The sequence below is a fragment of the Pelomonas sp. BJYL3 genome (assembly GCF_027257975.1).
In the GTDB taxonomy this organism is placed as follows: domain Bacteria; phylum Pseudomonadota; class Gammaproteobacteria; order Burkholderiales; family Burkholderiaceae_C; genus Roseateles_B; species Roseateles_B flavus.
This window is the reverse complement of the sequence record NZ_JANZKX010000001.1, coordinates 158,217-183,830: the sequence shown is the minus strand read 5'-3', so window position 1 is coordinate 183,830 and position 25,614 is coordinate 158,217. Positions and strand designations below refer to the sequence as shown.

Here is a 25,614-nt window from a genome sequence, read left to right as displayed (position 1 = left end):
TTTGCGGCTACAATCGCGGGCTTTCCCTTGCCGGACCCAGAGAAGACGCTGGGGTTCGGCTTCCTCAGCCAGGCTGTCATTTCCGAGAGCTCGGCTGGAATCCACAAGGAGTGTTTATGCGTCACTACGAGATCGTTCTGCTGATCCATCCGGATCAAAGCGAACAGGTTCCGGCCATGCTGGAACGTTACAAGGGCCTGATCACCACCGGTGGTGGTGTGGTTCACCGCGTCGAAGATTGGGGCCGCCGTCAACTGGCTTACCTGATCCAGAAGCTGGCCAAGGCGCACTACCTGTGCCTGAACATCGAATGCAGCAAGGAAACCCTGGCTGAGCTCGAGACCGGCTTCCGCTTCAACGACGCCGTGCTGCGCCACATGACCGTGGTCAAGAGCAAGGCCGACACCGCTCCCTCCGTCATGATGAAGGCGGTCGAGCGCGAGGAAGCCCGCAAGGCTCCTCAGGAAGCCTAAGCCCCAGGTTCTGACGCGAGCCGTACCGCGTTTGCAGTGACAGTGAATCAACTGATTCTCACCGCGCAGGTACAGGAAGTCGGTCTGATCCGCTACACCCCCGCCGGCATGCCGGCCCTGGATTTCAGCCTCAAGGCCGAATCCGAGGTCCAGGAAGCCGGAAGGCCCCGCAAGGTCTCCCTGGAGATCCGGGCCGTGGTGATCGGAGAGATCGTCAAGCGCATCCAGACGCTCGGCATCGGAGGTCAAGCCCGCTTCAGCGGCTTCCTCAGCGCCCAGCGCAACGGCCGTGGAACGCTGTTCCATGTCACCGCCCTGGATGAGGCTCGCAGCGCCTGATTCGTTATCCGGATTGAAAAGTTAAGAGGTCACACTATGCCCCCAGCACGTGGTAAGGGTCGGTTCTCCAAGGACCGCAAGCCCAAGCGCAACCAACAATCGCTGCTGTTCCGCCGCAAGCGTTTCTGCCGCTTCACCGTCGCCGGTGTCGAGCAGATCGACTACAAGGACGTGGACACGCTGCGTGATTTCATCGCTGAAAACGGCAAGATCACGCCCGCTCGCCTGACCGGCACGCGCGCCTTCTTCCAGCGTCAGCTGACCGTCGCCATCAAGCGCGCCCGTTTCCTGGCTCTGCTGCCCTACAGCGACCAGCACAAGGTTTGAGGAGTTAAGACACCATGCAAGTGATCCTGCTTGAAAAGGTGGCCAACCTCGGCAACCTGGGTGACATCGTCAAGGTCAAGGACGGCTACGCCCGCAACTTCCTGATCCCGACCCGCCAGGCACGTCGTGCCACCGAGGCCGCGATCAAGGAATTCGAAGCCAAGCGCGCTGAACTGGAAAAGGCCGCCGCTGAGAAGCTGGCCGCTGCCCAGGCCCTGGGCGAAAGCCTGACCGGCAAGACCATCCGCATCGCCCAGAAGGCTGGCGTGGACGGCCGTCTGTTCGGTTCGGTGACCAACGCCGACATCGCTGAAGCCCTGAACAAGAACGGCTTCTCTGTCGTCAAGGCTCAAGTGCGCATGCCCCATGGCCCCCTGAAGGCCATCGGCGAGTTCCCCGTGAACGTCGCTGCCCACACCGACGTGGTCGTCGAGATCAGCGTCCAGGTGGTGGCCGAGGCCGAATAAGCCTTCGCCAAATCCTGATTGCGCAGGGGCCCCGCTCCTGCGCACAATCAGCAAAGCCGACAGCCTTACGGGCCGTCGGCTTTTGTCTTTTGGGGCTGGCAGTTATACAGGACTGCCCCCATGTCATCCACAGACTTGTCCACAGCTCGGCGACGTTCGGGCGGCAGACGGGTCTGGACAAGGACCGCGCAGTTTCATGAACGCCATCGTTTCCCCGACCCCCGGTACCCCGCGCGACGAAGAGGTGGCCCGCCTGCGAGTGCCGCCGCATTCCGTCGAGGCGGAACAGAGCGTGCTGGGCGGCCTGCTGATCGACAACTCGGCCTGGGACCGTGCGGGCGACCTGCTCACCGAGACGGACTTCTACCGCTTCGAGCACAAGCAGATCTTTGCCGCCCTGGGCAAGCTGATCAACGCTGGCAAGCCGGCCGACGTGGTGACGGTCTTCGAGGAGTTGACCTCCCTGGGCAAGGCGGCCGACTGCGGTGGCCTGAAGTACCTCAACGACCTGGCGCAGAGCGTGCCCAGCGCGGCCAATCTGCGGCGCTACGCCGAAATCGTTCGTGAGCGCGCCATCCTGCGCAAGCTGGTCACCACCAGCGACGAGATCGCCACTGCCGCTCTGGCACCGCAAGGCCGGGCCGTGACCGAGATCCTGGACGAGGCCGAAGGCAAGATCTTCCGCATCGGCGAGGAAGGCTCGCGCAGCAAGCAGGGCTTCCAGTCCATGGACCAGCTGGTCGTGCAGCTGATCGACCGCGTCAACGAGCTGGCCGAGCAGGGCGCCGAGGACGTCACCGGCGTGCGTACCGGTTTCTACGACCTCGACCGCATGACCGCCGGCCTGCAGCCCGGCGACCTCATCATCCTGGCCGCGCGCCCCTCCATGGGCAAGACGGCCTTCGCCATCAATATTGGCGAGAACGTGGCCATCAACGAAGGCCTGCCCGTCGTCATCTACTCCATGGAAATGGGCGCGGCGCAGCTGGCCTTGCGGATGGTGGGTTCCATCGGCCGCATCGACCAGGGCCATCTGCGCACCGGCCGCCTGGCGGACGACGAATGGAGCCGCCTCTCCGAGGCCGTGGACAAGCTCGGCAAGGCCTCCATCTTCATCGACGAGAGCCCCGGTCTCTCGCCCAGCGAAGTGCGGGCCCGCGCGCGCCGCCAGGCCCGCATGTGTGGCCAGCTGGGCCTGATCATCATCGACTACCTCCAGCTGATGAGCGGCAACGGCGGTGCCAGCGAGGAAAACCGTGCCACCGTGGTGGGCGAGATCTCGCGGGGCCTGAAGGCCCTGGCCAAGGAGCTGCGCTGCCCGGTGATCGCGCTCTCGCAGCTGAACCGAAGCGTGGAAACGCGGCCGGACAAGCGGCCCATGATGTCCGACCTTCGCGAATCAGGCGCCATCGAACAGGATGCCGACATCATCATGTTCATCTACCGCGACGAGTACTACACCAAGGAAGAGTGCAAGGAACCGGGCGTGGCCGAGATCATCATCGCCAAGCAGCGTAACGGCCCCGTGGGCACGGTGAAGCTGGCCTTCCAGCGCATGCATACCAAGTTCGAGAACCTGGCGCCGGGCTATGTGGGCCCGGCGGGCGACGAGTACTGATCGCCCCACACGGGGCAGGGTCCGGGGTTTGAAATGGCGAAATACTGTATGAAAATACAGTATGCTCCACGCGCCCCCTGATCCTGCTGACGATGCCCTGTTCGCCGACCCCGAAGGCGCCGAGGGCGTGCAGGTCCTGCCCTGGCCCCAGGCCATCAAGGGGCGCGGCAGTGCCTGGGCCATCGCCCACCGTTTCGAGCGGGACCAGCGGGAGGTCTTCGACGACGGCTGGGGCAGCCTCGACCAGCAGGTGCAGGCGCAAGACCTGACCCCCGAGACCCAGGTGATCGAGGAGCAGGCGCGCAGCATCCTCAGCAGCAACCAGTCGCCGGACATCGTCTTTGACCTGTCCATCAATCCCTATCGGGGCTGCGAGCACGGCTGCATCTACTGCTTCGCGAGGCCCACCCACAGCTACCTGAACCTGTCGCCGGGTCTGGATTTCGAGACCCGCCTGGTGGCCAAGGTCAATGCGGCCGAACGCCTGCGCGCCGAGCTCTCGCGGCCGCGCTACCAGCCGCGGCTGCTGTGCATCGGCACCGCCACGGACGCCTACCAGCCCATCGAGCGCCGGCTGGGCATCACGCGCCAGGTGATCGAGGTGCTGGCCGAGTACCGCCATCCCTTCTCCCTGGTCACCAAGTCCTCGGGCGTGGAGCGGGACCTGGACCTGATCGCGCCCATGGCCGCCCAGGGCCTGGCTGCGGTCTATGTCTCGATCACCACGCTGGACCCGCAGCTGGCGCGCATCCTGGAGCCACGGGCGGCCGCGCCGCACCGGCGCCTGCGCACCCTGCGCACCCTGGCGGAGGCGGGCGTGCCGGTGGGAGTCAGCGTCTCGCCCCTGATTCCCTTCATCAACGAGCCCGAGCTCGAACGCATCCTGGAGCAGGCGGCCGAGGCGGGGGCCTGCTCGGCCTTCAGCATTCCGCTGCGACTGCCCTGGGAGGTGAATCCGCTGTTCCAGGACTGGCTCCAGCAGCACTTCCCGGACCGTGCGGCCCGCGTGATGGCCCGCCTGCGCGATCTGCGCGGCGGCCGTGACAACGACCCTCGCTTCGGCAGTCGCATGCAGGGGGAGGGGCTGTGGGCCGAGCTGCTGCAGCAGCGCATGCGCAAGGCCTGCGCGCGCCTGGGCCTGAACCGGGAGCGGACGCCCATGGACCTGACGCGCTTCATGCGCCCCGGGCCGTCGGTGCCAGGGCCGTCGGCGACCCAGGGCGAGCTGTTCTAGCAGGGGGCTGCTGAGCGCTCGTGGCCCCCGTACGGTGGCCGTCTCAAGGGGTCTTCCGGCAGGAACGCATCAGGTCCCACTCGGGCCGATAGATGGCGCTGCGCACCTCGGCCAGGCCCAGCACGGTGTGGCTCAGCCAGTCGTGGGAGATGGGCCTGTCCAGCTGCCCGCGAAGGCAGGCGCTGTCCACGCCAAAGCGTTGCGCGCTGGTCTCGGGCAGCCAGACGATCCAGGGCACCTGGGTCTGCTCCTTCGGGGCGACGGCATACGGCACGCCGTGCAGGTAGAGATTGTTCTCACCCAGCGACTCGCCGTGGTCCGACACATACAGCAGGCTCACGTCGAAACCCTTCTGGCGCTCCAGCCAGCCGATGGTCTCTGCCAGCACGCGGTCGGCATAGACGATGCTGTTGTCGTAGGCATTGACGACCTGCTCGCGGGGGCATTGCTGCAGGGCATTGCTGCGGCACTCGGGCTGGAAGGGCTTCTGGCCTTCGGGCGAGCGCTTGAAGTAGGCCGGCCCGTGGCTGCCCATGGGGTGCATGACCAGCACCACGCCGCGCTGGCGGCGCTGGGCATCGAGGGACTGCAGGCGGGTGTCCAGGTCGTGGAGCAGGGCCATGTCCAGGCATTCGCCGCCTTCGCAGAGCCCCGAGGGAAGGGGCGTCGCACCGGCGGCCTGCGTGGCGTGCGCATGCGGCACGCGATCGCACAGGCCCTTGCAGCCGCTCTGGTTGTCCAGCCACAGCACGGCCAGGCCGGCGCGATGCAGGGCGTCGAGCAGGTTCTCCTGGTCGGCGCCGCGGTCCAGGTAGGCGCTGCGTCCGAGGTGCGAGAACATGCAGGGCAGGGAGGCCGCCGTGCTGGTGCCGCAGGCGCTGACCTGGCGGAAGCTCAGCACGTCCAGCCCCGCCAGACGCGGGTTGGTGGGGCGCGCATAGCCGTTCAGGGAGAAGTTGGCGGCGCGTGCCGTCTCGCCGACCATCAGCACCAGCAGGCGAGGGCGGGCCTTCGGGTCGGCGGGCTGCCAGTGCGCGTCGGCCGCGACCACCGCGGGCGGGCCCGCAGGCGCCTTGTGCGACTCGACGGCCACCACGCCCAGGGACCAGAACGAGGCCAGCGGGTTGATCATGTAGCGCAGCGCCGGGTAGTTGCGCATGGTCGAGGCCAGGTCGGCATAGCTGCTCATCGCCAGGCCCACCATCAGCGCCAGGCCGCCCACGAAGCCAGCGAGGTTCAGGCCCAGGCGCCTGGCCCAGGACTGCGGCGCCACGGGCCTGCGCCACAGCCACAGGGCAGGCAGCAGACCCAGCAGCAGCAGGCTGGCCAGCAGGCGCAGGCTCAGCAGGTCGCGGGTTTCCTTGGCATCGGTCTGCAGGACATTGACCATCATGGTCGGGTCCATCACCGTGCCGTAGGCGCCCATGAAGTGGGCTGCTGCGGCGGCGCTGAGCAGGCACAGCAGCAGCACGGGCTTGAAGAGCCGCGGCCAGGCCAGCAGGCTCAGCAGGGCGCCATGCAGGGCGATGACCATGCCCGCGAACAAGGCGATGAAACCCCAGCCCTTGGCGCCCGCCAGTTCGGGCAGGGTCAGCATGCGCTGCCACAGGGGCCAGTTGGCCAGCAGGCCCATCCACAGGGCGGCGAGCCAGCTCAGGGTGAGCGCAGACCAGTGCTTGACGGGGGCGGCTTGGAATTCGGATCGCTTCATGCAGGAGACCTGGGCAGGGGACGCCCGGCATTGTGGCCCAGGCCGGTGACGGGCCGGGCGCTGTCAGGGAGGGCCCGGCTGCGCGTCCCGCGGCGGGCGTCGGGTCTTGTCAGCTGCGCAGGGCCAGGCCGCCGGCCTGCCGGACGTTGCGGCGTGAGATGGTCACGCCCAGGGGCAGGACGAAGCGCTTCTGCAGGGCCTCGATCTGGACGTTGAGTTGCTCGGCGTCCTCGATCTTCTCGGCATGCCGCTTCAGCACGGCCTGCGCCATGTCGATCAGCTTGGCATTGCGCGTTTCCTCGCCCTGCTGGATCAGCAGCTCCACGCCCACCCGGGCGCTGCCGCGCATGGTGTGGCGCATGGCCGTCTCGGCGATGCCGAAGATGCGGGCATGGCACTCGCGCAGCTCGGTCATGGCCATCTCCTGCTTCTCGCACATGGCGATCAGCACCTCGGTACTGGCCTTGGAGGTGCAGTAGCGCAGGCCGATGCGGGTGATCAGGTCCTTGATCTCCTCGAGCTGGATCTCCTGGCCCGAGAAGCGGATCCAGAAGGCCAGCAGCAGGCTGGCGGCTTCGAGGTCGAAGGCTTCCCTGTCGAGCTCCTGGCTCATCTCGCGAGCCAGCTGCAGGGCGTCGGCCACCCGGCGCTCGTAGAGCAGGCGCAGGCCCTGGATCATCGTGCCGAAGCGCAGCAGGCGCGTGGCCTTGGGGGCGCGCTCGATCTCGCGCAGCATGGCCTCGTGCACCAGCTTGAGGTTCTTGCCGTCGCGCTGGTCGAAGCGCATCAGGGCGATCAGGACCAGGGTGAACATGTCGAAGAGCTTGGAGCGCAGGCCATTGATCATGGCGCGCTCAAGCTGCTTCAGGGCCTCGTCACGTTCGCCGGCATAGAAGGCCAGGGTGCCCGCCCGCTGCTGGCGCAGCAGGCAGCCGGGGGTGAGGTTGGCGGCGGTGCGGTAGGTGCGCAGCGCGTCGGTGATCTCGCCCTGTTCCATCTGCACGCGGCCCATGACGTCGTAGGAGTCGGCATGGTCGGGCATGTCACCGATCAGGGCCTCCAGGGTGCGCTTGGCCGCCACGAGGTTGCCCGAGGCCAGCTCGGTGCGGGCCACGCCCAGGCGGGCCCAGGGCACGGTCTTGGCCTCGATGATGGCGTCGTAGAGCTTGCGCGCGTCCTCCAGGCGGTTGAGGCGCAGCAGCAGTTCGGCGCCGATGCGGGCGGCATAAAGCCAGAACTGGGCGCGCTCCTCGAAACGCTTCAGGCACAGCTGGGCCGCCAGCTCGAAGTTCTGCTGCTCGATGGCCTCGAAGATGTCCTTGAGCACCCGCTTGCGATGGCGCGCACTGCTCAGCCGGTCGGACAGCGAGGCGCTGGTGTAGGGCTTGATCAGGTAGGCGTCCAGCGCGGCCTCGGCGGCTTCCGCCACCTTGGCGTAGGTGGCCTCGCCGGTCACCATCACGAAGACGGTGGAGTAGGGCAGCAGGTTCTCGCGGCGCAGCTCGTCCAGCAGGTCCTGGCCGGACATGTCGGAGCCGTCAAAGTGGTAGTCGCACAGGACGATGTCGTAGGCCTTGTGCTCCAGGATGATGCGGGCGTCCTTGACCCGCGTGGCCTGGCGCACCGTGCCCACGCCCAGCTCGCGCAGCTGCGCCGCCATCAGGCTGCGCGAGGTGGCGTTGCTGTCGATGACCAGGGCGCAGGCCTCCTGGATGTCCTTGTCGAGCATCTGCATGGGTCAATGGCGGCCTCCCGCCATGGGGTGATTCAATCCTGAACTGTCCAGACGATCTTCGGCCAGATCATGCGCGACTTGACCCGCAATAACCGCAAAGCTGCGGCCAAATTACCACTCTCCAATGAAAATGAGCCCGCTGGGGGCTCATCGGAGGCGCGGGGCGGTGGGCCCGGCGCTTACTTGAACAGGTCCTTGACGCGGTCCGTCCAGCTCTTGGCATTGGGCGAGTGGCGCTCGCCGCCATCCCTGAAGCTCTTGTCCAGGTCCTTGAGCAGCTTGCGCTGGTACTCGGTGAGCTTGACCGGCGTCTCCACGCTGATGTGGCAGTACAGATCGCCCGGATAGCTGGAGCGCACGCCCTTGATGCCCTTGCCGCGCAGGCGGAAGGTCTTGCCGTGCTGCGTGCCCTCGGGCAGGTCGATCTCGGCCTTGCCGCCCAGGGTGGGGACCTCGATGGTGCCGCCCAGCGCCGCGGTGGTCATGCCCACGGGCATGGTGCAGTGCAGGTCGTCGCCGTCGCGCTCGAAGATGTCGTGCTGCTTGATCCGGATCTCGATGTAGAGGTCGCCCGCCGGGCCGCCATTCACGCCAGGCTCGCCGTTGCCCGCCGAGCGGATGCGCATGCCTTCGTTGATGCCGGCCGGAATCTTGACCTCCAGCGTCTTGGTCTTCTTGATCTTGCCCTGGCCGCTGCAGGTGGTGCAGGGGTCCGGGATGATCTTGCCGCTGCCATGGCAGTGCGGGCAGGTCTGCTGCACGCTGAAGAAGCCCTGGCGCATGTGCACCGTGCCCGAGCCGCCGCAGGAGCCGCAGGTCTTGGCCGAGGTGCCAGGTTTTGCCCCGCTGCCGTTGCAGGTCTCGCAGGATTCCCAGGCAGGGATGCGGATCTGCGTTTCCTTGCCGCGGGCCGCCTCCTCCAGCGTGATCTCCATGGCGTAGGAGAGGTCGCTGCCGCGGTAGACCTGCTGGCCGCCGCCGCGACGCCCGCCGGCACCGCCGAAGATGTCGCCGAAGATGTCGCCGAAGGCCTCGGCGAAGCCGCCGAAGCCCTCCGCGCCCGGGCCACCGCGGCCCCCCATGTTCGGGTCGACGCCGGCATGGCCGTACTGGTCGTAGGCGGCGCGCTTCTGTCCGTCGGAGAGCATCTCGTAGGCCTCCTTGGCCTCCTTGAACTTCTCCTCGGCCGCAGCGGCGCCATCACCCTGGTTGCGGTCCGGGTGGTACTTCATGGCCAGCTTGCGGTAGGCCTTCTTGATGTCCTCGTCGCTGGCGTTCTTGGCGACGCCGAGGACTTCGTAATAGTCACGCTTTGCCATGGGCGGATCCTGGCTTCTCAAACAATTGCGCCGCGCCGGGGGCCGAGGGGTGATCCCAGGCGGGGGCGCGGCGGGTCAGCACGCCCCGCGGGCCGCGAAGCCTGCGGGGTGGGGCCGTCGGATTACTTGCTGTCCTTGACTTCCTTGAACTCGGCGTCGACGACGTTGTCATCGGCCGGCTTGGCGGAAGCCTGCTGCTGAGCCTGGGCACCGGCCTCGGCCGCACCCGCGGCCTGCTGGGCCTGGGCGTCGGCGTACATCTTCTCGCCCAGCTTCTGGCTGGCGGTCATCAGGGCTTCGGACTTGGCGTCGATGTCGGCCTTGTCCTCGCCCTTCAGGGCCTCTTCCAGCTCCTTGATGGCGGCTTCGATCTTGTCCTTCTCGCCAGCTTCCAGCTTGTCGCCGTGCTCGCCCAGGGACTTGCGGACCGAGTGCACCAGGCCATCGCCCTGGTTCTTGGCCTGGACCAGCTCGACCTTCTTCTTGTCCTCGGCGGCATTGGCCTCGGCGTCCTTCACCATCTTTTCGATCTCGGCCTCGGACAGGCCCGAGTTCGCCTTGATGGTGATCTTGTTTTCCTTGCCCGTGCCCTTGTCCTTGGCGCTGACGTGCAGGATGCCGTTGGCGTCGATGTCGAAGGTCACTTCGATCTGGGGCGTGCCGCGCATGGCCGGCGGGATGCCTTCCAGGTTGAACTCGCCCAGGCTCTTGTTGGCCTGCGCCATCTCGCGCTCGCCCTGGTAGACCTTGATGGTCACGGCCGGCTGGTTGTCTTCAGCGGTCGAGAAGGTCTGGCTGAACTTGGTCGGGATGGTCGTGTTCTTCTTGATCATCTTCGTCATCACGCCGCCCAGGGTCTCGATGCCCAGGGACAGCGGGGTGACGTCCAGCAGCAGCACGTCCTTGCGCTCGCCGCCCAGGACCTGGCCCTGGATGGCAGCACCGACGGCCACAGCCTCATCGGGGTTCACGTCCTTGCGCGGGTCCTTGCCGAAGAACTCCTTGACCTTGTCCTGCACCTTGGGCATGCGGGTCATGCCGCCGACCAGGATCACGTCGTCGATTTCACCCACGGCCACGCCGGCGTCCTTGATGGCGGTACGGCAGGGGGCGATGGTGCGCTCGATCAGCTCTTCCACCAGCGACTCCAGCTTGGCGCGGGTCAGCTTGATGTTCAGGTGCTTCGGGCCGGTGGCGTCAGCGGTGATGTAGGGCAGGTTGACGTCGGTCTGCGAGGAGTTCGACAGCTCGATCTTGGCCTTCTCGGCCGCTTCCTTCAGGCGCTGCAGGGCCAGCACGTCCTTGGTCAGGTCGACGCCTTGCTCTTTCCTGAACTCGGCAATGATGTAGTCGATGATGCGCTGGTCGAAGTCTTCGCCGCCCAGGAAGGTGTCGCCGTTGGTCGACAGCACTTCGAACTGCATCTCGCCGTCGACATCAGCAATCTCGATGATGGAGATGTCGAAGGTGCCACCGCCCAGGTCATAGACGGCGATCTTGCGGTCGCCCTTGCCGTGCTTGTCCAGGCCGAAGGCCAGGGCCGCGGCGGTGGGCTCGTTGATGATGCGCTTGACGTCCAGGCCCGCAATGCGGCCGGCGTCCTTGGTGGCCTGGCGCTGGGCGTCGTTGAAGTAGGCGGGCACCGTGATCACGGCTTCCGTCACTTCCTCGCCCAGGTAGTCCTCGGCCGTCTTCTTCATCTTGCGCAGCACTTCAGCGCTGACCTGCGGGGGCGCGAACTTCTTGCCGCGCACTTCCACCCAGGCGTCGCCGTTGTCGGCGGGCGCGATGGTGTAGGGCATCAGGTCGATGTCCTTCTGCACTTCCTTCTCGGTGAACTTGCGGCCGATCAGGCGCTTCACCGCGTACAGGGTGTTCTTGGGGTTGGTGACCGACTGGCGCTTGGCGGAAGCGCCGACGAGGATCTCGCCGTCTTCCTGGTAGGCAATGATGGACGGGGTGGTGCGGGCGCCCTCGGCGTTCTCGATCACGCGCGTCGTGTTGCCTTCCATGACGGCCACGCACGAGTTCGTGGTGCCCAGGTCAATACCGATGATCTTTCCCATGATTTTTTGCTCCTGATCCTGAATCTGGTTTCGTTAAGGACGAAATGCGGTTGGGTCGCGGCGTTTCAAGGGCCGCGTACCGTGAATTACTTGGGGGCGGCGACCGTCACCAGGGCCGGGCGCAGCACACGCTCGGCGATGGAATAGCCCTTTTGCAGGACCGCGACGACGGTGTTGGCCTCCTGGTCCGCCGGCACCATGGAGATGGCCTGGTGCTGATGCGGATCGAACTTGGTGCCGGTGGCCGGATTGATCTCCAGCACCTTGTTGCGCTCCAGCGCGGCGGCCAGCTGGCGGCGGGTGGCGTGCACGCCTTCCAGCACCTGCTCGACGCGGGCGTCCGGGCGGGCGATGGCGGCTTCCATGCTGTCCATCACGGGCAGCATGGCCTCGGCGAAGCCTTCCACGGCGAACTTGCGGGCCTTGGACATCTCTTCGTCCGAGCGGCGGCGGATGTTCTCCACCTCGGCCTTGGCGCGCAGGTAGGCGTCGGACATCTCGGCCAGGCGGGCCTCCAGATCGGCCAGCTTCTGCTCCGGGCTCAGCTCGCTGGCGGCAGGGGCGGCATCGGCGGCGGTGTCGGGGGTGTGGTTCTCGTTGCTCATGGATGGTGGGCGTAGAAGAGCCCCGGCAACTCATGGTCCAGCCATGAAACGGGGCGACGCGGGCTAGCTGGGGGCGAAGCCCTGGAGTTCAAGAGGGGATTGCTTCAGATTTTTCAAGGGAAAACCCTTGATTTCGACAGCCGGCCGGGCCTGGCTCAGTCGGGCTCCGCCTCGGCGCTCCAGCGGTTCCAGTCGGCCAGGCGGCGGCGGTCCTGTTTGGTGGGGCGGCCCTGGACGATGGTGGAGGCGGGCTCGGGGGCCAGGCGGCGGCTTTCGGCGGCCTGCTCGCGCTTGAGCAGGCTTTCAGCCGTTTCCTCGTAGAGCGCCTGGGCCTGGGGCGCCGGGCCGCGCACGTGGGACAGGGCCCGCACCACGACCTCGCGCTCCACCACGCCCTGGCGCAGCTGCAGCACGTCGCCGGGCTTGAGCTCACGCGAGGGCTTGGCTGGCTGGCCGTTGACGCTCACCCGGCCCTTGCCGATCTCCTCGACGGCCAGGGCGCGCGTCTTGTAGAAGCGGGCGGCCCAGAGCCATTTGTCCAGGCGCACCTCCTCGGCCAGGGGCAGGGCCTTCATGCCGAGGCTCCCAGCCGGCGGGCGCGGTCCGCCTGGGCCTGCAGCCCGGCGGCATCCGGAATGTCCTTCGTGGGCCAGCCCTGCAGATGGCGCTCCGCCAGCTCCGCCAGGGCGCGCATGCCCTGCAGGTCGTCGTTGAGGCAGGGGATGTAGCTGAAGCGCTGGCCGCCGGAGGTCTCGAAAGCCTCCTTGGCCTCCTGGGCGATCTCCTCCAGCGTCTCCAGGCAGTCGGCGCTGAAGCCCGGGCAGACCAGGTCCACCGACTTCAGCCCGTTCGCGGCCAACTGGCGCAGGGTGGGCTCGGTATAGGGCTCCAGCCATTTGGCCTTGCCGAAGCGGCTCTGGAAGCTCACCAGGTACTGGTCTTCCCGCAGCCCGAGGGCCTGGGCCAGCAGGCGGCCTGTCTTGAGGCATTCGCAGTGGTAGGGATCGCCCAGGTGCAGGGTGCGCTCGGGCATGCCGTGGAAGCTCATCACCAGCTTGTCGCCCTGGCCGTGGGTGGTCCAGTGACGGCGCACGCTGTCGGCCAGCGCCCGGATGTGGGCGGGGTCGTCGTGGTATCGGTTGATGAAGCGCAGCTCGGGCACATGGCGGGTCTGCAGGGCCCAGCGGGCCACGGCATCGATCACGCTGCCCGTGGTGGCGCCGGAGTACTGCGGATAGGCGGGCAGGACCAGGATGCGCGTCACGCCCTCGGCCTTGAACGCATCGAGCTGGCTGGCGATGGAGGGTTGGCCGTAGCGCATGGCGTGGCGCACCTGCAGCTGATGGCCGCGCTCGCCCAGCAGGCCCTGCAGCAGCTTGGCCTGGCGCTCGGTCCAGACCTTCAGCGGCGAGCCTTCCTTCATCCAGACCGTGGCGTACTTGGCCGCCGACTTGGCCGGGCGCACGCGCAGGATGATGCCGTGCAGGATCACCAGCCACAGCAGGCGGGGGATCTCCACCACGCGCGGGTCGCTCAGGAACTCGGCCAGGTAGCGGCGCAGGGCCGGGGCGGTGGGGGCCTCCGGCGTGCCCAGATTGCACAGCAGCACGCCCGTTCTCAGGGGGCTGCCATGGCGGTAGCCCGGTTCTTTCTTGAAGCTCATGGGGGGCGATTGTCCCGCAGGCCGGGCTCAGCCGCGGCTGTGGGGTTGCCCGATGGCGCGCGGCTCGGTGTCGGCGAAGTGCAGGACCTCGAAGCGCACTGTCGGTGCAGAGAGGTCTGACGGCGTGCCGCCCAGGCCGATCACGCCGCTGCCATGCAGGGTGCAGGCGCCGCGGCGGAGGGAGACGATCTCGCCATCGCGGCCGAAGCGCACGAAGGTGCCGTTGTAGCTGAGGTCCGTCAGCGAGAAGCTGCCGCCGTGCCAGTCGATGCGGGCATGGGAGCGCGAAACCCGGACGTCGGTGATGCAATAGGTGGCCTGGGTGCTGCGGCCCAGGATCACGGGCATGCTGCCGATGTCGAAGATGCGGTCCAGGTCCAGCCAGACCAGGCGGATGCCGTCCGGGTCCGCCGTGGGCATGGGGTCGCCGAACTGGGTGGCCGCGGCCGGTTCGCTGCTGTAGGCGTAGTTGTCCAGCACGTAGACGTGAACGGGCTCGGCCCGGCCGCGGATGGCGATCAGGTCGAGGCTGCGGAAACGCAGACGCTGCGTGACGGGGAGGCCCTGAAGCACTTCCTTGGTGATCAGGGTCTCGTTGTCGCCGGCGTGGTCCAGCAGGCGGGCGGCCACGTTGACGGCGTCGCCGAAGCAGTCGCCGTTCATCTCGACCACCTCGCCGCCGGCCAGGGCCACCTGCAGCTTCAGGCCGCGCAGACCGGGCGAGGCGCCATGCTGCTGGCCGCGCGAGACGATGCGCTGCAAGGATTCATGCATCTGCACGGCGGCCCGGATGCCGTCCCCGGCGTCGCTGAACACCGCCATGAGGCCATCGCCCAGGGTCTTGATCAGCTTGCCGTTGCTGTCTCCCACGGCACGGCCGACGAGGTTGACCGCGTGCGTGACCACCGAGGTGGCCTCGGCATTGCCCAGGGTCTCGAACAAGGCCGTGCTGCCGCGCAAGTCGGCAAACAGGACGATGCGTTCGCTGATCTGGGTCATGGGTGAAAGATGTCGATACTGCGTGACAGAAGTCGCAGTGTAGCGGGGTGGCGAAGGGCCTCGACTTGGCGATAACGCCAGTTTGAACCACCCAGCGCCTCCGACGGCCCTGCTGAGGGTCGCGGCTTGTTGCAAAAAGAAAAGCCGATGCGGCAGGCATCGGCTTCTTTGGGGGTCATGTCTTGCTGGCGCAAGCCAGGGCGCAAACTGCGTAGCCGCTGCGCGGCATCCTGAGGCGCCTTGGCGCCTCAGGACACGTACTTGTCCAACCTTTACAGGTTGTCCAAGTACGTGCGCAGTTTGTCAGACCGGCTCGGATGCTTGAGCTTGCGGATGGCCTTGGCCTCGATCTGGCGGATGCGCTCGCGGGTGACGTCGAACTGCTTGCCGACTTCCTCCAGCGTGTGGTCCGTGCTCATCTCGATGCCGAAGCGCATGCGCAGCACCTTGGCCTCGCGCGGGGTCAGGCTGTCGAGGATGTCCTTCACCACGTCGCGCAGACCGGCCTGCATGGCGGCCTCGATGGGCGCGGTGTTGTTGGTGTCCTCGATGAAGTCGCCCAGGTGGCTGTCGTCGTCGTCCCCGATCGGCGTTTCCATGGAGATCGGCTCCTTGGCGATCTTCATGATCTTGCGGATCTTGTCCTCGGGGATCTCCATCTTCTCGGCCAGGGTCGGGGCGTCCGGCTCGTAGCCGAACTCCTGCAGATGCTGGCGCGAGATGCGGTTCATCTTGTTGATCGTCTCGATCATGTGAACCGGGATGCGGATGGTGCGGGCCTGGTCGGCGATCGAGCGGGTGATGGCCTGGCGGATCCACCACGTCGCGTAGGTCGAGAACTTGTAGCCGCGGCGGTATTCGAACTTGTCCACCGCCTTCATCAGGCCGATATTGCCTTCCTGGATCAGGTCCAGGAACTGCAGGCCGCGGTTGGTGTACTTCTTCGCGATCGAGATCACCAGGCGCAGGTTGGCCTCGATCATCTCCTTCTTGGCATCGCGCGAGGCCTTCTCGCCCTCGTTCATGCGCTTGTTGATCTCCTTGAGATCGTCCAGCGGCACGACGGCCTTGGCCTGGATGTCGATGAGCTTCTGCTGCAGCTCCTGCACGGCGGGCAGGTTGCGGCCCAGCACGGCGGAGTAGGGCTTGGCGGCGGCGACTTCCTTCTCGGCCCAGGTCAGGTTCAGGGCGTTGGGCGGGAAGGTCTTGATGAAGTGCTCCTGCGACATGCCGCACTTGTCCACCACGATCTTGCGCAGCTCACGCTCGTAACGGCGCACGTCATCCACCTGCGAGCGAAGGATGTCGCACAGGCGCTCGATGGTCTTGACGGTGAAGCGGATGGTCATCAGCTCGGCGCTGATGGCGTGCTGGGCCTTGTCATAGGCCGCGGAGCGGTAGCCGTCCTTCTCGAAGGCCTTGCGCATCTTCTCGAAGTTGCTGTCCAGGGCGTCGAACTTGACCAGCGCGGCGTTCTTCAGCTCTTCCAGCTTCTTGGTCAGGGCCTTGGAGCCACCGTTGCCGTCGTCGTCATCGTCTTCGTCGAACTCGTCGAAGTCTTCCTCGGCCACGTAGTCGTCGGCCTCGTCCTCGGCCACGAAGCCGTCAACCACCTCGGAGATCTGCTGCTCGCCGGCGCGGATCTTGGCGGCCATGGAGAGGATCTCGGCGATGGTCGTCGGCGAGGCGGAGATGGCCAGCATCATGGCCTGCAGGCCGCCTTCGATGCGCTTGGCGATCTCGATTTCGCCTTCACGCGTCAGCAGCTCGACGGTGCCCATCTCGCGCATGTACATGCGCACAGGGTCGGTCGTGCGGCCGAATTCGGAGTCCACGGTGGACAGCGCGGCTTCGGCGGCTTCCTCGGCCTCTTCCTCGGTGGCCGTGGGCGAGGTGCTGCCCTGGATCAGCAGGGTGGCGGCGTCGGGGGCCTGCTCGTACACGGCGATGCCCATGTCGTTCAACATGGACACGATGGCCTCGAGAATTTCCTCGTTGATCAGCTTCTCGGGCAGGTGATCGTTGATTTCCTGATGGGTCAGGAAACCGCGGGTCTTGCCCATCTTGATCAGGGTCTTCAGCTCCTGGCGGCGCTTGGCGACTTCCTCTTCGGTCAGCGCCGTCTCGTCCAGGCCGAATTCACGCATCAGGGCGCGCTCCTTGGCGCGGCTGACCTTCATGCGCAGGGGCTTGGCCTTGGGCTTGTCTTCGACGCTGTCCTCCACCTCGACTTCGGCGCCGACTTCGGCTTCGGGCTCGCCTTCAAGCTCGGCTTCGATGTCGGAGAAGTCCTCTTCCTCGGCCTCGGGCTTGGCCTTGGCACTCTTCTTGGTCTCGGTGGCTGCCTTGGGCTTGCGACCCCGCTTGGGCTTGGCTTCGTCACCCGCGCTGGCGGCCGCAGGCGCGGCCGCGGCCTTGGCGCTCTTGCGCGCAGGCTTCTTGGTGTCTTCGGCCAGTTCCTCGGCCTTGGGGGCGGTTGCCTTGGACGCGGTCTTCTTGGCGGTCATGCAGTTCCTCGAGTGGAGTGGGTGCGCAATGCAAGCGGCCACCTGCGGGCGCCTGCTGTCAGGCGCCGCCCAGGCGGCACAAACATGGGCCCCGGCTCTTCCAAGATGGTGGCGCGAGCCGACCAATCAAGGCGAATGCCAGGGCTTTGCGCGTACAAGGCTAGCGTGTACGTTGGAGAGTGCAGCCCTCAAGCGGATATAGGTGGCCTTGATACCTAATCTTGGTGCCCAGGGTCAGTGGGTGGCCGGGTCCGGGAGGCGCTGCCGTCACTCTTGACGCGCGAAAACCCTTAATTATCCATCAAGAACGGGCGCTTTTCAAAAGAGGCCGGCCTCAGGGCTTGCCCGTGGGGCTGCCCGGCTCGGGTATCGCGGGCCGTGGCGCTCAGTTCGCCTTGAGCTCCTGGATGCGCTGGCGCAGGCCGCGCAGCTGATCCAGCACGGCGGGCGTGACCGGGCCGGCGCTCAGCTGGCGGGACTCCTCCTCGAGCCGGGAGATCCACAGCTTGCGCAGCAGGCGCTGGAAGTCTTCCAGCTGCAGCTCGTCGTCACTGGCATGCAGGCGCCCGCCGCTGGCGCGCTGGGCCAGCTCCAGCAGGCCTTCCTCCTCCAGGGCGGCCTGCAGCACGGACCAGGGGCCCGGCCCGTGATTGACCAGGTAGCGCTCCAGCCAGGCCACCACCTCGCCGTGCTCGCCCGGCAGCTCGTGCAGCAGCTGGTGGTCCTGGTCGCTCAGCAGCTCCCACCACGCGCAGTGCAGCAGCAGCATGCGCAGGGCGTGGTCGCGCGGGGAGGCCGGCTGGTGGCGGGGCAGGCCGTAGGTCTCGTCCTGCTCGCGCTTCTTCCATTCCTTCCAGTCCTTGCGATCCTTGCTCCAGGGCTTCTTCTCGCCGCCAGGCTTGCGGGCGGGGGCCTGGCCGGCGGGGGAGGGGCCTGCATCGGGCATGTCCGGCTGGCCGGACTGGGCATAGGCGAGTTCGTCCAGGTCTGGCGGCGGGCCGTCCCAGGGGGCGTCGTCAGCACTGTGCGAGGGGCTGCGTCGCTCCTGGCGGGCGGCGGGGCGCCGGGGCTCGCCGGCCTGCCACAGGTCCATCAGCTCCTGGTCCGGCAGCTGGGCCATGCGGGCCAGCTCGCCCAGCAGCTGGCGCTTGAGCAGGCCCTGGGGCAGCTGCTGCCACAGCGGCTTGGCATTGGCCAGGAGGCGAGCGCGCCCTTCGGCGCTGCCCAGGTCCAGGCCTTCGCCGCAGTGGTCGATCAGCTGGCGTGACAGCGGAAGTGCGCGCTCCACGCAGCGCTCGAAGGCCTCGCTGCCCAGCTCGCGCACATAGGAATCGGGGTCGTGCTCGCTGGGCAGGAAGAGGAACTTGATGCTGCGCGTGTCAGTCGCGTGGGGCAGGGCGGCTTCCAGTGCGCGCCCGGCGGCGCGGCGTCCGGCGGCGTCGCCGTCGAAGCTGAAGATCACGGACTCGGTGAAGCGAAAGAGCTTGTGGACATGGTCCGCCGTGCACGCCGTGCCCAGCGTGGCCACGGCGTTGTTGAAGCCGTGCTGGGCCAGGGCCACCACGTCCATATAGCCCTCGACGACCAGGGCATAGCCGCGCTGGCGCAACCCGGTGCGGCCTTCGTAGAGGCCATAGAGTTCGCGACCCTTGCTGAATACCGGGGTCTCGGGCGAGTTGAGGTACTTGGGCTCGCCCTTGTCCAGCACCCGCCCGCCAAAGCCGATCACCTCGCCCTGGACATTGCGGATGGGGAACATGATCCGGTCCCTGAAACGGTCGTATCGGCGCTGCTCCTCCGCGCTCTTGCCCGGGTCGTCCTGGAGGATCACCAGGCCGGCCTCGACCAGCAGCGGGTCGTCATAGGACGCGAAGGCGCTGGCCAGCGCGCGCCAGCCCTCGGGCGCGTAGCCCAGGCCGAACTGGGCGGCGATGGTGCCTGTCAGTCCGCGGCGCTTGAGGTAGTCGATGGCTCGGGCATTGCCCTTGAGCTGCTTGCGGTAGTGCTCCGTGGCCTTGGCCAAAATGTCGGTGAGGCTCAGCTGATGAGCCTTCTGCGCCTGGGCCCGCTGGATCTCGGCCGGGCTGCGCTCGTCCTGTGGCACCTGCATGCCCACCTGCTGGGCGAGGTCCTCCACGGCCTCGATGAAGCCCGCGCCGGTATGTTCCATCAGGAAGCCGATGGCATTGCCGTGCACGCCGCAGCCGAAGCAGTGGTAGGTCTGGCGGCTGGGGCTGACGATGAAGCTGGGGGACTTCTCGCCGTGGAAGGGGCACAGACCCTTGTGGTTGATGCCTGCCTTCTTGAGTTCGACGTGGCGGCCCACGATGTCGACGATGTCGACGCGGGCGAGCAGGTCCTGGATAAAGCCGGGTGGAATCACCGCGGCAGTCTATCGGAAAGCCGGCGCTCGCCGGCTGTCCCTAGGCCTGGCCGGCGGGGGCGAACTCGCTCATTGGCGCGGGGACGCTGATGCGGCCGTCGTAGTCGGGCGAACGCTCGAAGGCCTGTACCCAGATCGGCACCAGCTCGGCCGGCATCGCGCTGGCGATGCCATGGCCCTGCCCCTGTTCGCAGCCCAGCGCCAGCAGGGCCTGGGCATGGGCGGACGATTCCACGCCCTCGGCGATCACGTCGCAGCCGAAGGTGCGGGCCAGGCTGATCACGCCCTCCACCAGGGCGCGGTCGTGGGCATCGCTGAGCATCTGCTGGACGAAGGAGCGGTCGATCTTGAGCAAATCCACCGGCAGCTGCTTGAGGTAGCTGAGGTTGGAGTAGCCGGTGCCAAAGTCGTCGAGGGCGAACTGCACGCCCAGGCCGCGGCAGTGCTCGATCAGCCGCTGGGTCGCGGCCACGTCCGCCAGGGCGGCCGATTCCAGCACCTCCAGCATCAGCAGCCGGGCCAGGCCTGGGCGGTGGCGTGCCAGCAGCTCGTCCAGGCGCTGAGCGAAGTCGGGTGACTGCAGGTGCCGCGCGGTGACGTTGACTGCGATCCGCAGCGGGCGCCCGTCGGCCGCCCATTGCTCGGCCTGCTTCAGCGCCTGCTCGATGACCCAGTCGCCGATCCGCACGCCCAGGCCCGTGTGCTCGACCAGGGGCAGGAAGTGCCCCGGCAGCAGCAGGCCGCGCTCGGGGTCATGCCAGCGCAGCAGGGCCTCCATGCCCAGCACCTTGCCGCGGCGCAGGTCCACCTTGGGCTGGAAATGCAGCTGCAGCTCGCCCAGGTCCAGGGCTTCCTGCATGCGACCCAGGGCCAGCACCTTGGCTTCGCTGCGCTGGCGCTTGTCGGTGTCGAAGAGCTCGAAGCCGTCGCGGCCCGAGCGCTTCACGCGGTACAGGGCATGGGCGGCATGGCGCATCAGGGTCTCGGTGTCCGAGGCATCCTGCGGGAACAGGGTGGCGCCCAGGCTGGCGGTGAGGTGCAGCGGGCTGCCGGGGGCGATGTCGTAGAGCGGCGCACGCACCACGTCCAGCAGCCGGGCCAGCGCCAGCCGCGCCTCTTCCGCGTTGCGGCAGCGCAGGATCAGCGCGAAGCCGTCACCACCGATGCGCGCCAGCTGGTCGGTCCAGCGCTCGGTGCGGCGCAGGCTGCTGCGCAGGCGCCGGGCCATCTCCACCAGGGTCTGGTCCCCGGCGGGGCGGCCCTGGCGTTCGTTGATGGCGCTGAAATGGTCCAGGTCCAGATTGCAGACGCACAGCATGAAGCCCTCGCTGCGCGCCAGCTCCAGCGCCTGGCCCAGCTGCACCACGAAGCTGGCCTGGTTGGGCAGGCCGGTGAGGGCGTCGAACTGGTTCTGGCGCAGCAGCTGGTTCTGCTGCCACTCCTCCTGCGTGCGGTCCTGCAGGGCGAAGACGTGGTAGCGAAGCAGGCCGTCATCGTCATGGAGCAGGGTCAGCCGGACCTGCAGCACCTTGGTCTGCCCCTTGGCATTGCGCAGGCGAAGCGGCCCTTCCCACTGGCCCTGGTGGGACAGTGCTTCTGTCAGGGCATCCGGCTGGATGCCGTTGTGCTGCAGCAGCTCGGGATCCACCAGCAGGCAGGGCGTGCCGATCAGGGACTCGCGGTCGCGGCCGAGGATGGCGCAGCTGCTGGGGTTCATGTCCACGACCCGGTGCTGCGGGTCGCTCACGAGGATGCCCTCGTGCACGGTCTGGAACAGGTGGGCGCTGAGCTGCTCGCGCTCGCGGGCGACCTTGAGGCTGGTGATGTCGCGCAGGCTGGCCACCATCAGGGCCGGATGGCCGTAGGTGTCGCGCTCCATGACCTGGGCATGCCAGTGCAGCCAGCGCCATTCGCCTGCGGGCCGCACGCGCAGTTCCACGTTGGCGCTCTGGGCGTCACCGTCCTCGCTCTGGAGCAGGCGCTCCTGGGCCTGGGCCACGCGGGGGCGATCCAGGGGGTGGGCATGCTCCAGCCACTGCTCGAGGTCCTTGCCGCCGCGATGGCCGCTCAAGGCCTGCCAGCGCAGGCTGAGTCGCGGCAACTGCTCGCTGGCGCGCCAGACCATGAGGCCCAGCCCGCCGGCATCGAACAGCGTCTGCCATTGCTGCAGCTGCTGGCGCTGCCGCGCCCGCATCAGCTGCACGATCATCGGCAGCATGGCGGCGGCCAGGAGCTCGCAGGCCATCTCCAGCGGTGGCTCGTCGCCGTGTTCCATGGCCTCGGCCAGGCCCTCGGCGCCGTGGTGCAGTCCCAGGCTGGTGGCCACGGCCAGGGCGGCGAGGCTGCTGATCCAGGGGGGCGACTGCCAGGCCAGCAGGGTCAGCAGCACCAGCCACAGCGCGGGCAGGGGCGGCCAGTGCAGCAGCCAGCTCGAGGCCAGGCAGAGGGTCAAGGCCAATGCGGCCGCGATGGCGCCGGTGGAGGCGGGCTCACGCGTGCTGCCGGGCCGCGGGTGCAGGCTCAGCACCAGCGGCAGCGTCAGGGTGAGCGCCGTGCTGCTGGCGGCCCAGCGGAACAAGAGGGTCAGGCCGGCGGCGGCGGGTTCGCTGCGCCATGCCGTCCAGCGGTGTTCAAAGCCCTCGATGCCTGGCATCAGCGGCAGCAGGCCGGCCAGCGGTGCGGCGATCAGCAGGCAGGCCACGAGGCCCAGCTCGTGGTCCCGGCTGTCGTCCAGGGATTGCTTGAAGTCCTGCCTGAGAAGAAAGGCGTGGGCGGCCGCGCCCGCGAGCAGTGCGTTCAGCGTCTGGGACAGGGCTGCCAGGCCGCTGGAGGCCTGCAGCTGCAGCATCCCGAAGGTGCCAAGGCCGAGCAGGGGGAGCGTGGCCCAGCGCCCGCGCAGCAGGCCGATCAGCACCAGGCTCACCAGTCCGGCCTGGGTCCAGGCATGGTCCACCGGCAGATGCAGGCGCTGCGAGAGGCGGATCAGCAGGTAAAGAAGGACGGACACCCCTGCCGCGACGGCAAGGCTTTGGGCGTAGGGGCTGCTGGCGTGGCGCGCCGGCCTGGCATTGCGGACAGTCAAGCGAGGCTGACTCGGAAGGGTGAGGCGCCCTTCGAGGGCGCGGGCACACGGGGTGGATCAGGCCATGCTAGCAGCCGGGTCTCGGGAGGCGCCGTCGGCCCGGCCACTCAGGCGAGGGGGCGGGATTGCCCGGATGGCGTGCTGCAGACCCGGCCGGCGGCGTGGTGCCGGGGCAGGCGCCGGGCAAGAAAAAAGCGGCCGCAGCCGCTTTTTGCCTCGGTCTGGGGCCGGTCTTCAGACGTGGAAGTCTTCCAGCTTGGCACCGGCGGCAATGGCCGCCTTCAGCCACTTGGGCTGCAGGCCACGGCCGCTCCAGCTTTCGCCGGTGGCCTGGTTGCGGTACTTGGCCGCCACCTTGCTGGCCGCCTTGGCGGCCTTGGGCGGGCGCGAGCCGAGATCGGCCGCGGTCAGGCCGTAATCAGCCATCAGCGAGCGGACCTTGGCGATGGCCTCGCTGCGTTCCTTGTCCTTGGTTTCAGCAATTTGCTGATCCAGTGCGGCTCGTTGAGCCAGCAATTCCTTCAGTGATGAAGCCATTTTGCAACCCTCGCGCGGTAACGAGAACGAATTGTCTCTGCCCGGAATTGTAGATAAATATTCCTGATCGTGTGCAGGCGGGATTATGTCCCTGCAGGATTTGATTTTTTTGCAACGAAGCGGGGGCGTTCTGCGGGTTTCTCTCCCCGCATTTTCCCGGTGCAGGGGCGAAAAAAAGGCCAGGAAGTTCCTGGCCTGCACTCTGGCGGCTGGTGCCGGGTTATCCGGCCTCAGGCGGAAGGGGGCACGTATCCGGCGGGCTGTTCGGCGCCGCCGCCAAAGAAGAACTGTTCCATCTGGCGGGCCAGATACTGGCGAGCGCGCTGGTCTGCAAGATTGAGGCGGTTTTCATTCACCAGCATGGTCTGGTGCTTCATCCAGAGCTGCCAGGCTTCCTTGCTGACGTTCTCGTAGATGCGCTTGCCCAGCTCGCCCGGATAGGGCGCAAAGTCCAGGCCTTCGCCTTCCTTGTTCAGATAGGTGCATTGCACGGTGCGGGCCATGGTATTCCTCGTCGAAATCGGTGGGGTTGAATGCAATGCCGCACTGTAGCGCGCGGCTGAAAAACCTGGGGAAACTGGGGTCGGGAAGGCGAGGTCCGGGAAGGGCTCAGAGCTTCTTGACCAGCACCTGGGAGCGGCGGTCCCAGTTGTATTTGCGCTTGCGTTCCTCGGGCAGCCAGTCCGGGTCCACTTGCGCGAAACCGCGCTTGATGAACCAGTGCATGGTGCGGGTGGTCAGCACGAAGATGCTGTTAAGGCCCATGGCCTTGGCGCGCTGTTCCACGCGCTTGAGGATGCGGTCGCCGTCACCCTGACCTTGCACGGCAGGCGAGACGGTGAGAGCCGCCATTTCGGCAGTCTTGGCCTCCACGTAGGGATAGAGGGCCGCGCAACCGAATATCACGCCATCGTGCTCGATCACGGAATAGAGCTCGATATCCCGCTCGATTTCCGTGCGATCGCGCTTGACCAGCGTGCCGTCGCGTTCGAAGGGCTCGATCAGGGCGATGATGCCGCCGATGTCGTCGGCATTGGCCTCGCGCAGGCTTTCGAGTTTCTCGTCCACCACCATGGTGCCGATGCCGTCGTGGGTGTAAACCTCCTGCAGCAGGGCTCCGTCCACCGCCAGCGGCAATATGTGGGAACGCTCCACGCCGGCCTGGCAGGCCTTAACGCAATGCTGCAGGTAGAAATTCACGTCCAGGGGATCCGTGGGCGCGGGTTTGCCGGCCAGCATGCGCTCGGCGTCGGCCAGGGCCAATTCGGTATCGATGGCGCTGTCGGGATCGCCCGGATTTTCCGGCACGCCGGCCACTTCACAGACGAACAGCAGTTTGTCCGCCTGCAGGGCAATGGCCGTGCTCGTGGCCACGTCTTCCATGCTGAGATTGAAGGCCTCGCCGGTGGGGGAGAAACCAAAGGGCGACAGCAGCACCACGGCGCCGGTATCCAGGGCGCGCTGGATGGCGGTGGCGTCCACCTTGCGGACAAGGCCGCTGTGCTGGAAATCCACGCCGTCGACGATACCCACGGGCCGCGCAGTCAGGAAATTGCCCGACACCACCCGCACGGCGGCATTTGCCATGGGGGTATTGGGCAGGCCCTGGGAAAATGCCGCCTCGATTTCGAAACGCAGCTGGCCGGCCGCCTCCTGGGCGCAGTCCAGGGCGATGGCGTCGGTCACGCGCATGCCATGGCTGTAGCGCGAGGTCTGGCCCTTGGCGGCGAGCTGCTCGTTCACCTGCGGCCGAAAGCCATGCACCAGCACGATGTTGATGCCCATGGCGTGCATGATGGACAGGTCCTGCACGAAGGCATTGAGCTTGCCTGCCGCCACCAGCTCTCCGGTCATGCCGACCACGAAAGTCTCGCCGCGGTAGGCGTGGATGTAGGGCGCCACGGCGCGGAACCAGGGCACGAAGGTGTGGGGAAAGACCAGACTCATGGGCCCCGATTGTGCCGCAGCTGCAGGGCTTTCCCGGGGGGGGCGGGCCATGGCCCGGCACTTGCGCAAGTCCAGGGCCGGCGGGAGGATGGTCCTCCCCCGACTTCACCTTGCCAGGAGATCGATCATGGATGTCTTCACCACCCCGGGCGCCTTCAGCTGGTCCGAATTGATGACCCAGGATCCCGCCCGTGCGGCCGAGTTCTACGGCAGCCTCTTCGGCTGGACCATCGAGGCCATGGACATGCCCATGGGCAAGTACTACGTGGCCAAGGTCGGCGAGGTGGCCGTGGGCGGCATGGCCAGCTGCCCCGAGGGCGCACCGGCCATGCCGCCGGCCTGGGGCTGCTACGTGACCGTTGCCAACGTGGACGACACCATCCGTCACTGCGAAGCCCTGGGCGGCAAGGTGCTGATGCCGGCCATGGACGTGCCCACGGTCGGGCGCATGGCCTGCATCCAGGACCCGCAGGGGGCCACCGTGAACGTCATCAGTTACTTCCCGCGTGAGGGCTGAAGGGCGGCCGGCGCTGCCTTTGCGGCATTGCATCGCGGGGCACGGATAATCCGCGCGCCGTGAATTCCAAGAAGAACCCTCCCTC

21 protein-coding genes are annotated in these 25,614 nt (G+C 67.2%); 7 read left to right on the top strand and 14 right to left on the bottom strand.

The window, feature by feature from the left end; translation table 11 throughout:
* The first annotated feature begins 116 nt into the window (after positions 1-116).
* The 6 genes from rpsF (at position 117) to O9Y01_RS00780 (ending at position 4,458) form a co-directional block, all read left to right on the top strand.
* Positions 117-473 carry a 30S ribosomal protein S6 gene (gene rpsF, locus O9Y01_RS00805; RefSeq protein WP_269629598.1) on the top strand — a complete coding sequence of 119 codons (357 nt, stop codon included), beginning with the start codon at positions 117-119 and terminating at the stop codon, positions 471-473.
* A 42-nt stretch (positions 474-515) separates the two neighbouring features.
* The gene (gene priB / locus O9Y01_RS00800; RefSeq protein WP_269629597.1) at positions 516-812 is read left to right on the top strand and encodes a primosomal replication protein N; all 297 of its coding nucleotides are present in this window, start codon (positions 516-518) and stop codon (positions 810-812) included.
* Positions 813-848: 36 nt separating this feature from the next.
* Positions 849-1,139 carry a 30S ribosomal protein S18 gene (rpsR, locus tag O9Y01_RS00795; RefSeq protein WP_183102707.1) on the top strand — a complete coding sequence of 97 codons (291 nt, stop codon included), beginning with the start codon at positions 849-851 and terminating at the stop codon, positions 1,137-1,139.
* A gap of 14 nt (positions 1,140-1,153) precedes the next feature.
* On the top strand, positions 1,154-1,606 hold the full coding sequence (gene rplI / locus O9Y01_RS00790) for a 50S ribosomal protein L9 (protein WP_269629596.1): 453 nt from the start codon (positions 1,154-1,156) through the stop codon (positions 1,604-1,606).
* A 196-nt stretch (positions 1,607-1,802) separates the two neighbouring features.
* Entirely contained in the window at positions 1,803-3,224 is a 1,422-nt protein-coding gene (dnaB, locus tag O9Y01_RS00785) for a replicative DNA helicase (RefSeq protein ID WP_183102709.1), read from the top strand.
* Between the two features lie 61 nt (positions 3,225-3,285).
* A complete protein-coding gene (locus tag O9Y01_RS00780; protein ID WP_269629595.1) occupies positions 3,286-4,458 on the top strand; it encodes a PA0069 family radical SAM protein in 1,173 nt (390 codons plus the stop codon).
* Positions 4,459-4,501: 43 nt separating this feature from the next.
* Here the strand turns inward: O9Y01_RS00780 and O9Y01_RS00775 are convergent, their stop codons facing one another.
* From O9Y01_RS00775 to argA, 14 genes are all read right to left on the bottom strand, one after another.
* Positions 4,502-6,169: a phosphoethanolamine transferase gene (locus O9Y01_RS00775; RefSeq protein ID WP_269629594.1), complete on the bottom strand. Its 1,668-nt coding sequence runs from the start codon at positions 6,167-6,169 to the stop codon at positions 4,502-4,504.
* Between the two features lie 109 nt (positions 6,170-6,278).
* A complete protein-coding gene (locus O9Y01_RS00770; RefSeq protein WP_269629593.1) occupies positions 6,279-7,904 on the bottom strand; it encodes a response regulator in 1,626 nt (541 codons plus the stop codon).
* A 179-nt stretch (positions 7,905-8,083) separates the two neighbouring features.
* Entirely contained in the window at positions 8,084-9,223 is a 1,140-nt protein-coding gene (gene dnaJ / locus O9Y01_RS00765) for a molecular chaperone DnaJ (RefSeq protein WP_269629592.1), read from the bottom strand.
* A gap of 122 nt (positions 9,224-9,345) precedes the next feature.
* Positions 9,346-11,289, bottom strand: coding sequence for a molecular chaperone DnaK (dnaK, locus tag O9Y01_RS00760; protein WP_269629591.1), 1,944 nt, complete (start codon positions 11,287-11,289; stop codon positions 9,346-9,348).
* Between the two features lie 86 nt (positions 11,290-11,375).
* Positions 11,376-11,894 carry a nucleotide exchange factor GrpE gene (gene grpE, locus O9Y01_RS00755; protein WP_269629590.1) on the bottom strand — a complete coding sequence of 173 codons (519 nt, stop codon included), beginning with the start codon at positions 11,892-11,894 and terminating at the stop codon, positions 11,376-11,378.
* A gap of 155 nt (positions 11,895-12,049) precedes the next feature.
* The gene (locus O9Y01_RS00750) at positions 12,050-12,469 is read right to left on the bottom strand and encodes an RNA-binding S4 domain-containing protein (protein WP_269629589.1); all 420 of its coding nucleotides are present in this window, start codon (positions 12,467-12,469) and stop codon (positions 12,050-12,052) included.
* Positions 12,466-13,557 carry a ferrochelatase gene (gene hemH / locus O9Y01_RS00745; protein ID WP_269629588.1) on the bottom strand — a complete coding sequence of 364 codons (1,092 nt, stop codon included), beginning with the start codon at positions 13,555-13,557 and terminating at the stop codon, positions 12,466-12,468. Before hemH ends, O9Y01_RS00750 begins: the two co-directional genes overlap by 4 nt.
* A 27-nt stretch (positions 13,558-13,584) precedes the next feature.
* Positions 13,585-14,556 carry an adenylate/guanylate cyclase domain-containing protein gene (locus O9Y01_RS00740; protein WP_269629587.1) on the bottom strand — a complete coding sequence of 324 codons (972 nt, stop codon included), beginning with the start codon at positions 14,554-14,556 and terminating at the stop codon, positions 13,585-13,587.
* A gap of 272 nt (positions 14,557-14,828) precedes the next feature.
* Entirely contained in the window at positions 14,829-17,063 is a 2,235-nt protein-coding gene (rpoD, locus tag O9Y01_RS00735; protein ID WP_269629586.1) for an RNA polymerase sigma factor RpoD, read from the bottom strand.
* A gap of 385 nt (positions 17,064-17,448) precedes the next feature.
* The gene (gene dnaG / locus O9Y01_RS00730; RefSeq protein ID WP_269629585.1) at positions 17,449-19,446 is read right to left on the bottom strand and encodes a DNA primase; all 1,998 of its coding nucleotides are present in this window, start codon (positions 19,444-19,446) and stop codon (positions 17,449-17,451) included.
* A 40-nt stretch (positions 19,447-19,486) separates the two neighbouring features.
* Positions 19,487-22,453, bottom strand: coding sequence for a putative bifunctional diguanylate cyclase/phosphodiesterase (locus O9Y01_RS00725; protein ID WP_269629583.1), 2,967 nt, complete (start codon positions 22,451-22,453; stop codon positions 19,487-19,489).
* A gap of 309 nt (positions 22,454-22,762) precedes the next feature.
* The gene (locus tag O9Y01_RS00720) at positions 22,763-23,065 is read right to left on the bottom strand and encodes an H-NS histone family protein (protein ID WP_183102723.1); all 303 of its coding nucleotides are present in this window, start codon (positions 23,063-23,065) and stop codon (positions 22,763-22,765) included.
* Between the two features lie 230 nt (positions 23,066-23,295).
* The gene (locus tag O9Y01_RS00715) at positions 23,296-23,568 is read right to left on the bottom strand and encodes an oxidative damage protection protein (RefSeq protein ID WP_183102724.1); all 273 of its coding nucleotides are present in this window, start codon (positions 23,566-23,568) and stop codon (positions 23,296-23,298) included.
* Positions 23,569-23,674: 106 nt separating this feature from the next.
* Positions 23,675-25,012 carry an amino-acid N-acetyltransferase gene (gene argA, locus O9Y01_RS00710; RefSeq protein ID WP_269629582.1) on the bottom strand — a complete coding sequence of 446 codons (1,338 nt, stop codon included), beginning with the start codon at positions 25,010-25,012 and terminating at the stop codon, positions 23,675-23,677.
* Positions 25,013-25,139: 127 nt separating this feature from the next.
* On the opposite strand from argA, the gene O9Y01_RS00705 reads away from it, so the two are divergent.
* Complete coding sequence (locus O9Y01_RS00705) at positions 25,140-25,529, top strand: VOC family protein (protein WP_269629580.1); 390 nt, start codon at positions 25,140-25,142, stop codon at positions 25,527-25,529.
* Positions 25,530-25,614 lie beyond the last annotated feature (85 nt).

Excerpts from the sequence above, each read along its gene's own strand:
- rpsF (WP_269629598.1), top strand. The coding sequence starts at position 117 with ATGCGTCACTACGAGATCGTTCTGCTGATCCATCCGGATCAAAGCGAA.
- rpsR (WP_183102707.1), top strand. The coding sequence starts at position 849 with ATGCCCCCAGCACGTGGTAAGGGTCGGTTCTCCAAGGACCGCAAGCCC.
- rplI (WP_269629596.1), top strand. The coding sequence starts at position 1,154 with ATGCAAGTGATCCTGCTTGAAAAGGTGGCCAACCTCGGCAACCTGGGT.
- dnaB (WP_183102709.1), top strand. The coding sequence starts at position 1,803 with ATGAACGCCATCGTTTCCCCGACCCCCGGTACCCCGCGCGACGAAGAG.
- O9Y01_RS00780 (WP_269629595.1), top strand. The coding sequence starts at position 3,286 with ATGCTCCACGCGCCCCCTGATCCTGCTGACGATGCCCTGTTCGCCGAC.
- O9Y01_RS00775 (WP_269629594.1), bottom strand. The coding sequence starts at position 6,169 with ATGAAGCGATCCGAATTCCAAGCCGCCCCCGTCAAGCACTGGTCTGCG.
- O9Y01_RS00770 (WP_269629593.1), bottom strand. The coding sequence starts at position 7,904 with ATGCAGATGCTCGACAAGGACATCCAGGAGGCCTGCGCCCTGGTCATC.
- dnaJ (WP_269629592.1), bottom strand. The coding sequence starts at position 9,223 with ATGGCAAAGCGTGACTATTACGAAGTCCTCGGCGTCGCCAAGAACGCC.
- dnaK (WP_269629591.1), bottom strand. The coding sequence starts at position 11,289 with ATGGGAAAGATCATCGGTATTGACCTGGGCACCACGAACTCGTGCGTG.
- grpE (WP_269629590.1), bottom strand. The coding sequence starts at position 11,894 with ATGAGCAACGAGAACCACACCCCCGACACCGCCGCCGATGCCGCCCCT.
- O9Y01_RS00750 (WP_269629589.1), bottom strand. The coding sequence starts at position 12,469 with ATGAAGGCCCTGCCCCTGGCCGAGGAGGTGCGCCTGGACAAATGGCTC.
- hemH (WP_269629588.1), bottom strand. The coding sequence starts at position 13,557 with ATGAGCTTCAAGAAAGAACCGGGCTACCGCCATGGCAGCCCCCTGAGA.
- O9Y01_RS00740 (WP_269629587.1), bottom strand. The coding sequence starts at position 14,556 with ATGACCCAGATCAGCGAACGCATCGTCCTGTTTGCCGACTTGCGCGGC.
- rpoD (WP_269629586.1), bottom strand. The coding sequence starts at position 17,063 with ATGACCGCCAAGAAGACCGCGTCCAAGGCAACCGCCCCCAAGGCCGAG.
- O9Y01_RS00720 (WP_183102723.1), bottom strand. The coding sequence starts at position 23,065 with ATGGCTTCATCACTGAAGGAATTGCTGGCTCAACGAGCCGCACTGGAT.
- O9Y01_RS00715 (WP_183102724.1), bottom strand. The coding sequence starts at position 23,568 with ATGGCCCGCACCGTGCAATGCACCTATCTGAACAAGGAAGGCGAAGGC.
- argA (WP_269629582.1), bottom strand. The coding sequence starts at position 25,012 with ATGAGTCTGGTCTTTCCCCACACCTTCGTGCCCTGGTTCCGCGCCGTG.
- O9Y01_RS00705 (WP_269629580.1), top strand. The coding sequence starts at position 25,140 with ATGGATGTCTTCACCACCCCGGGCGCCTTCAGCTGGTCCGAATTGATG.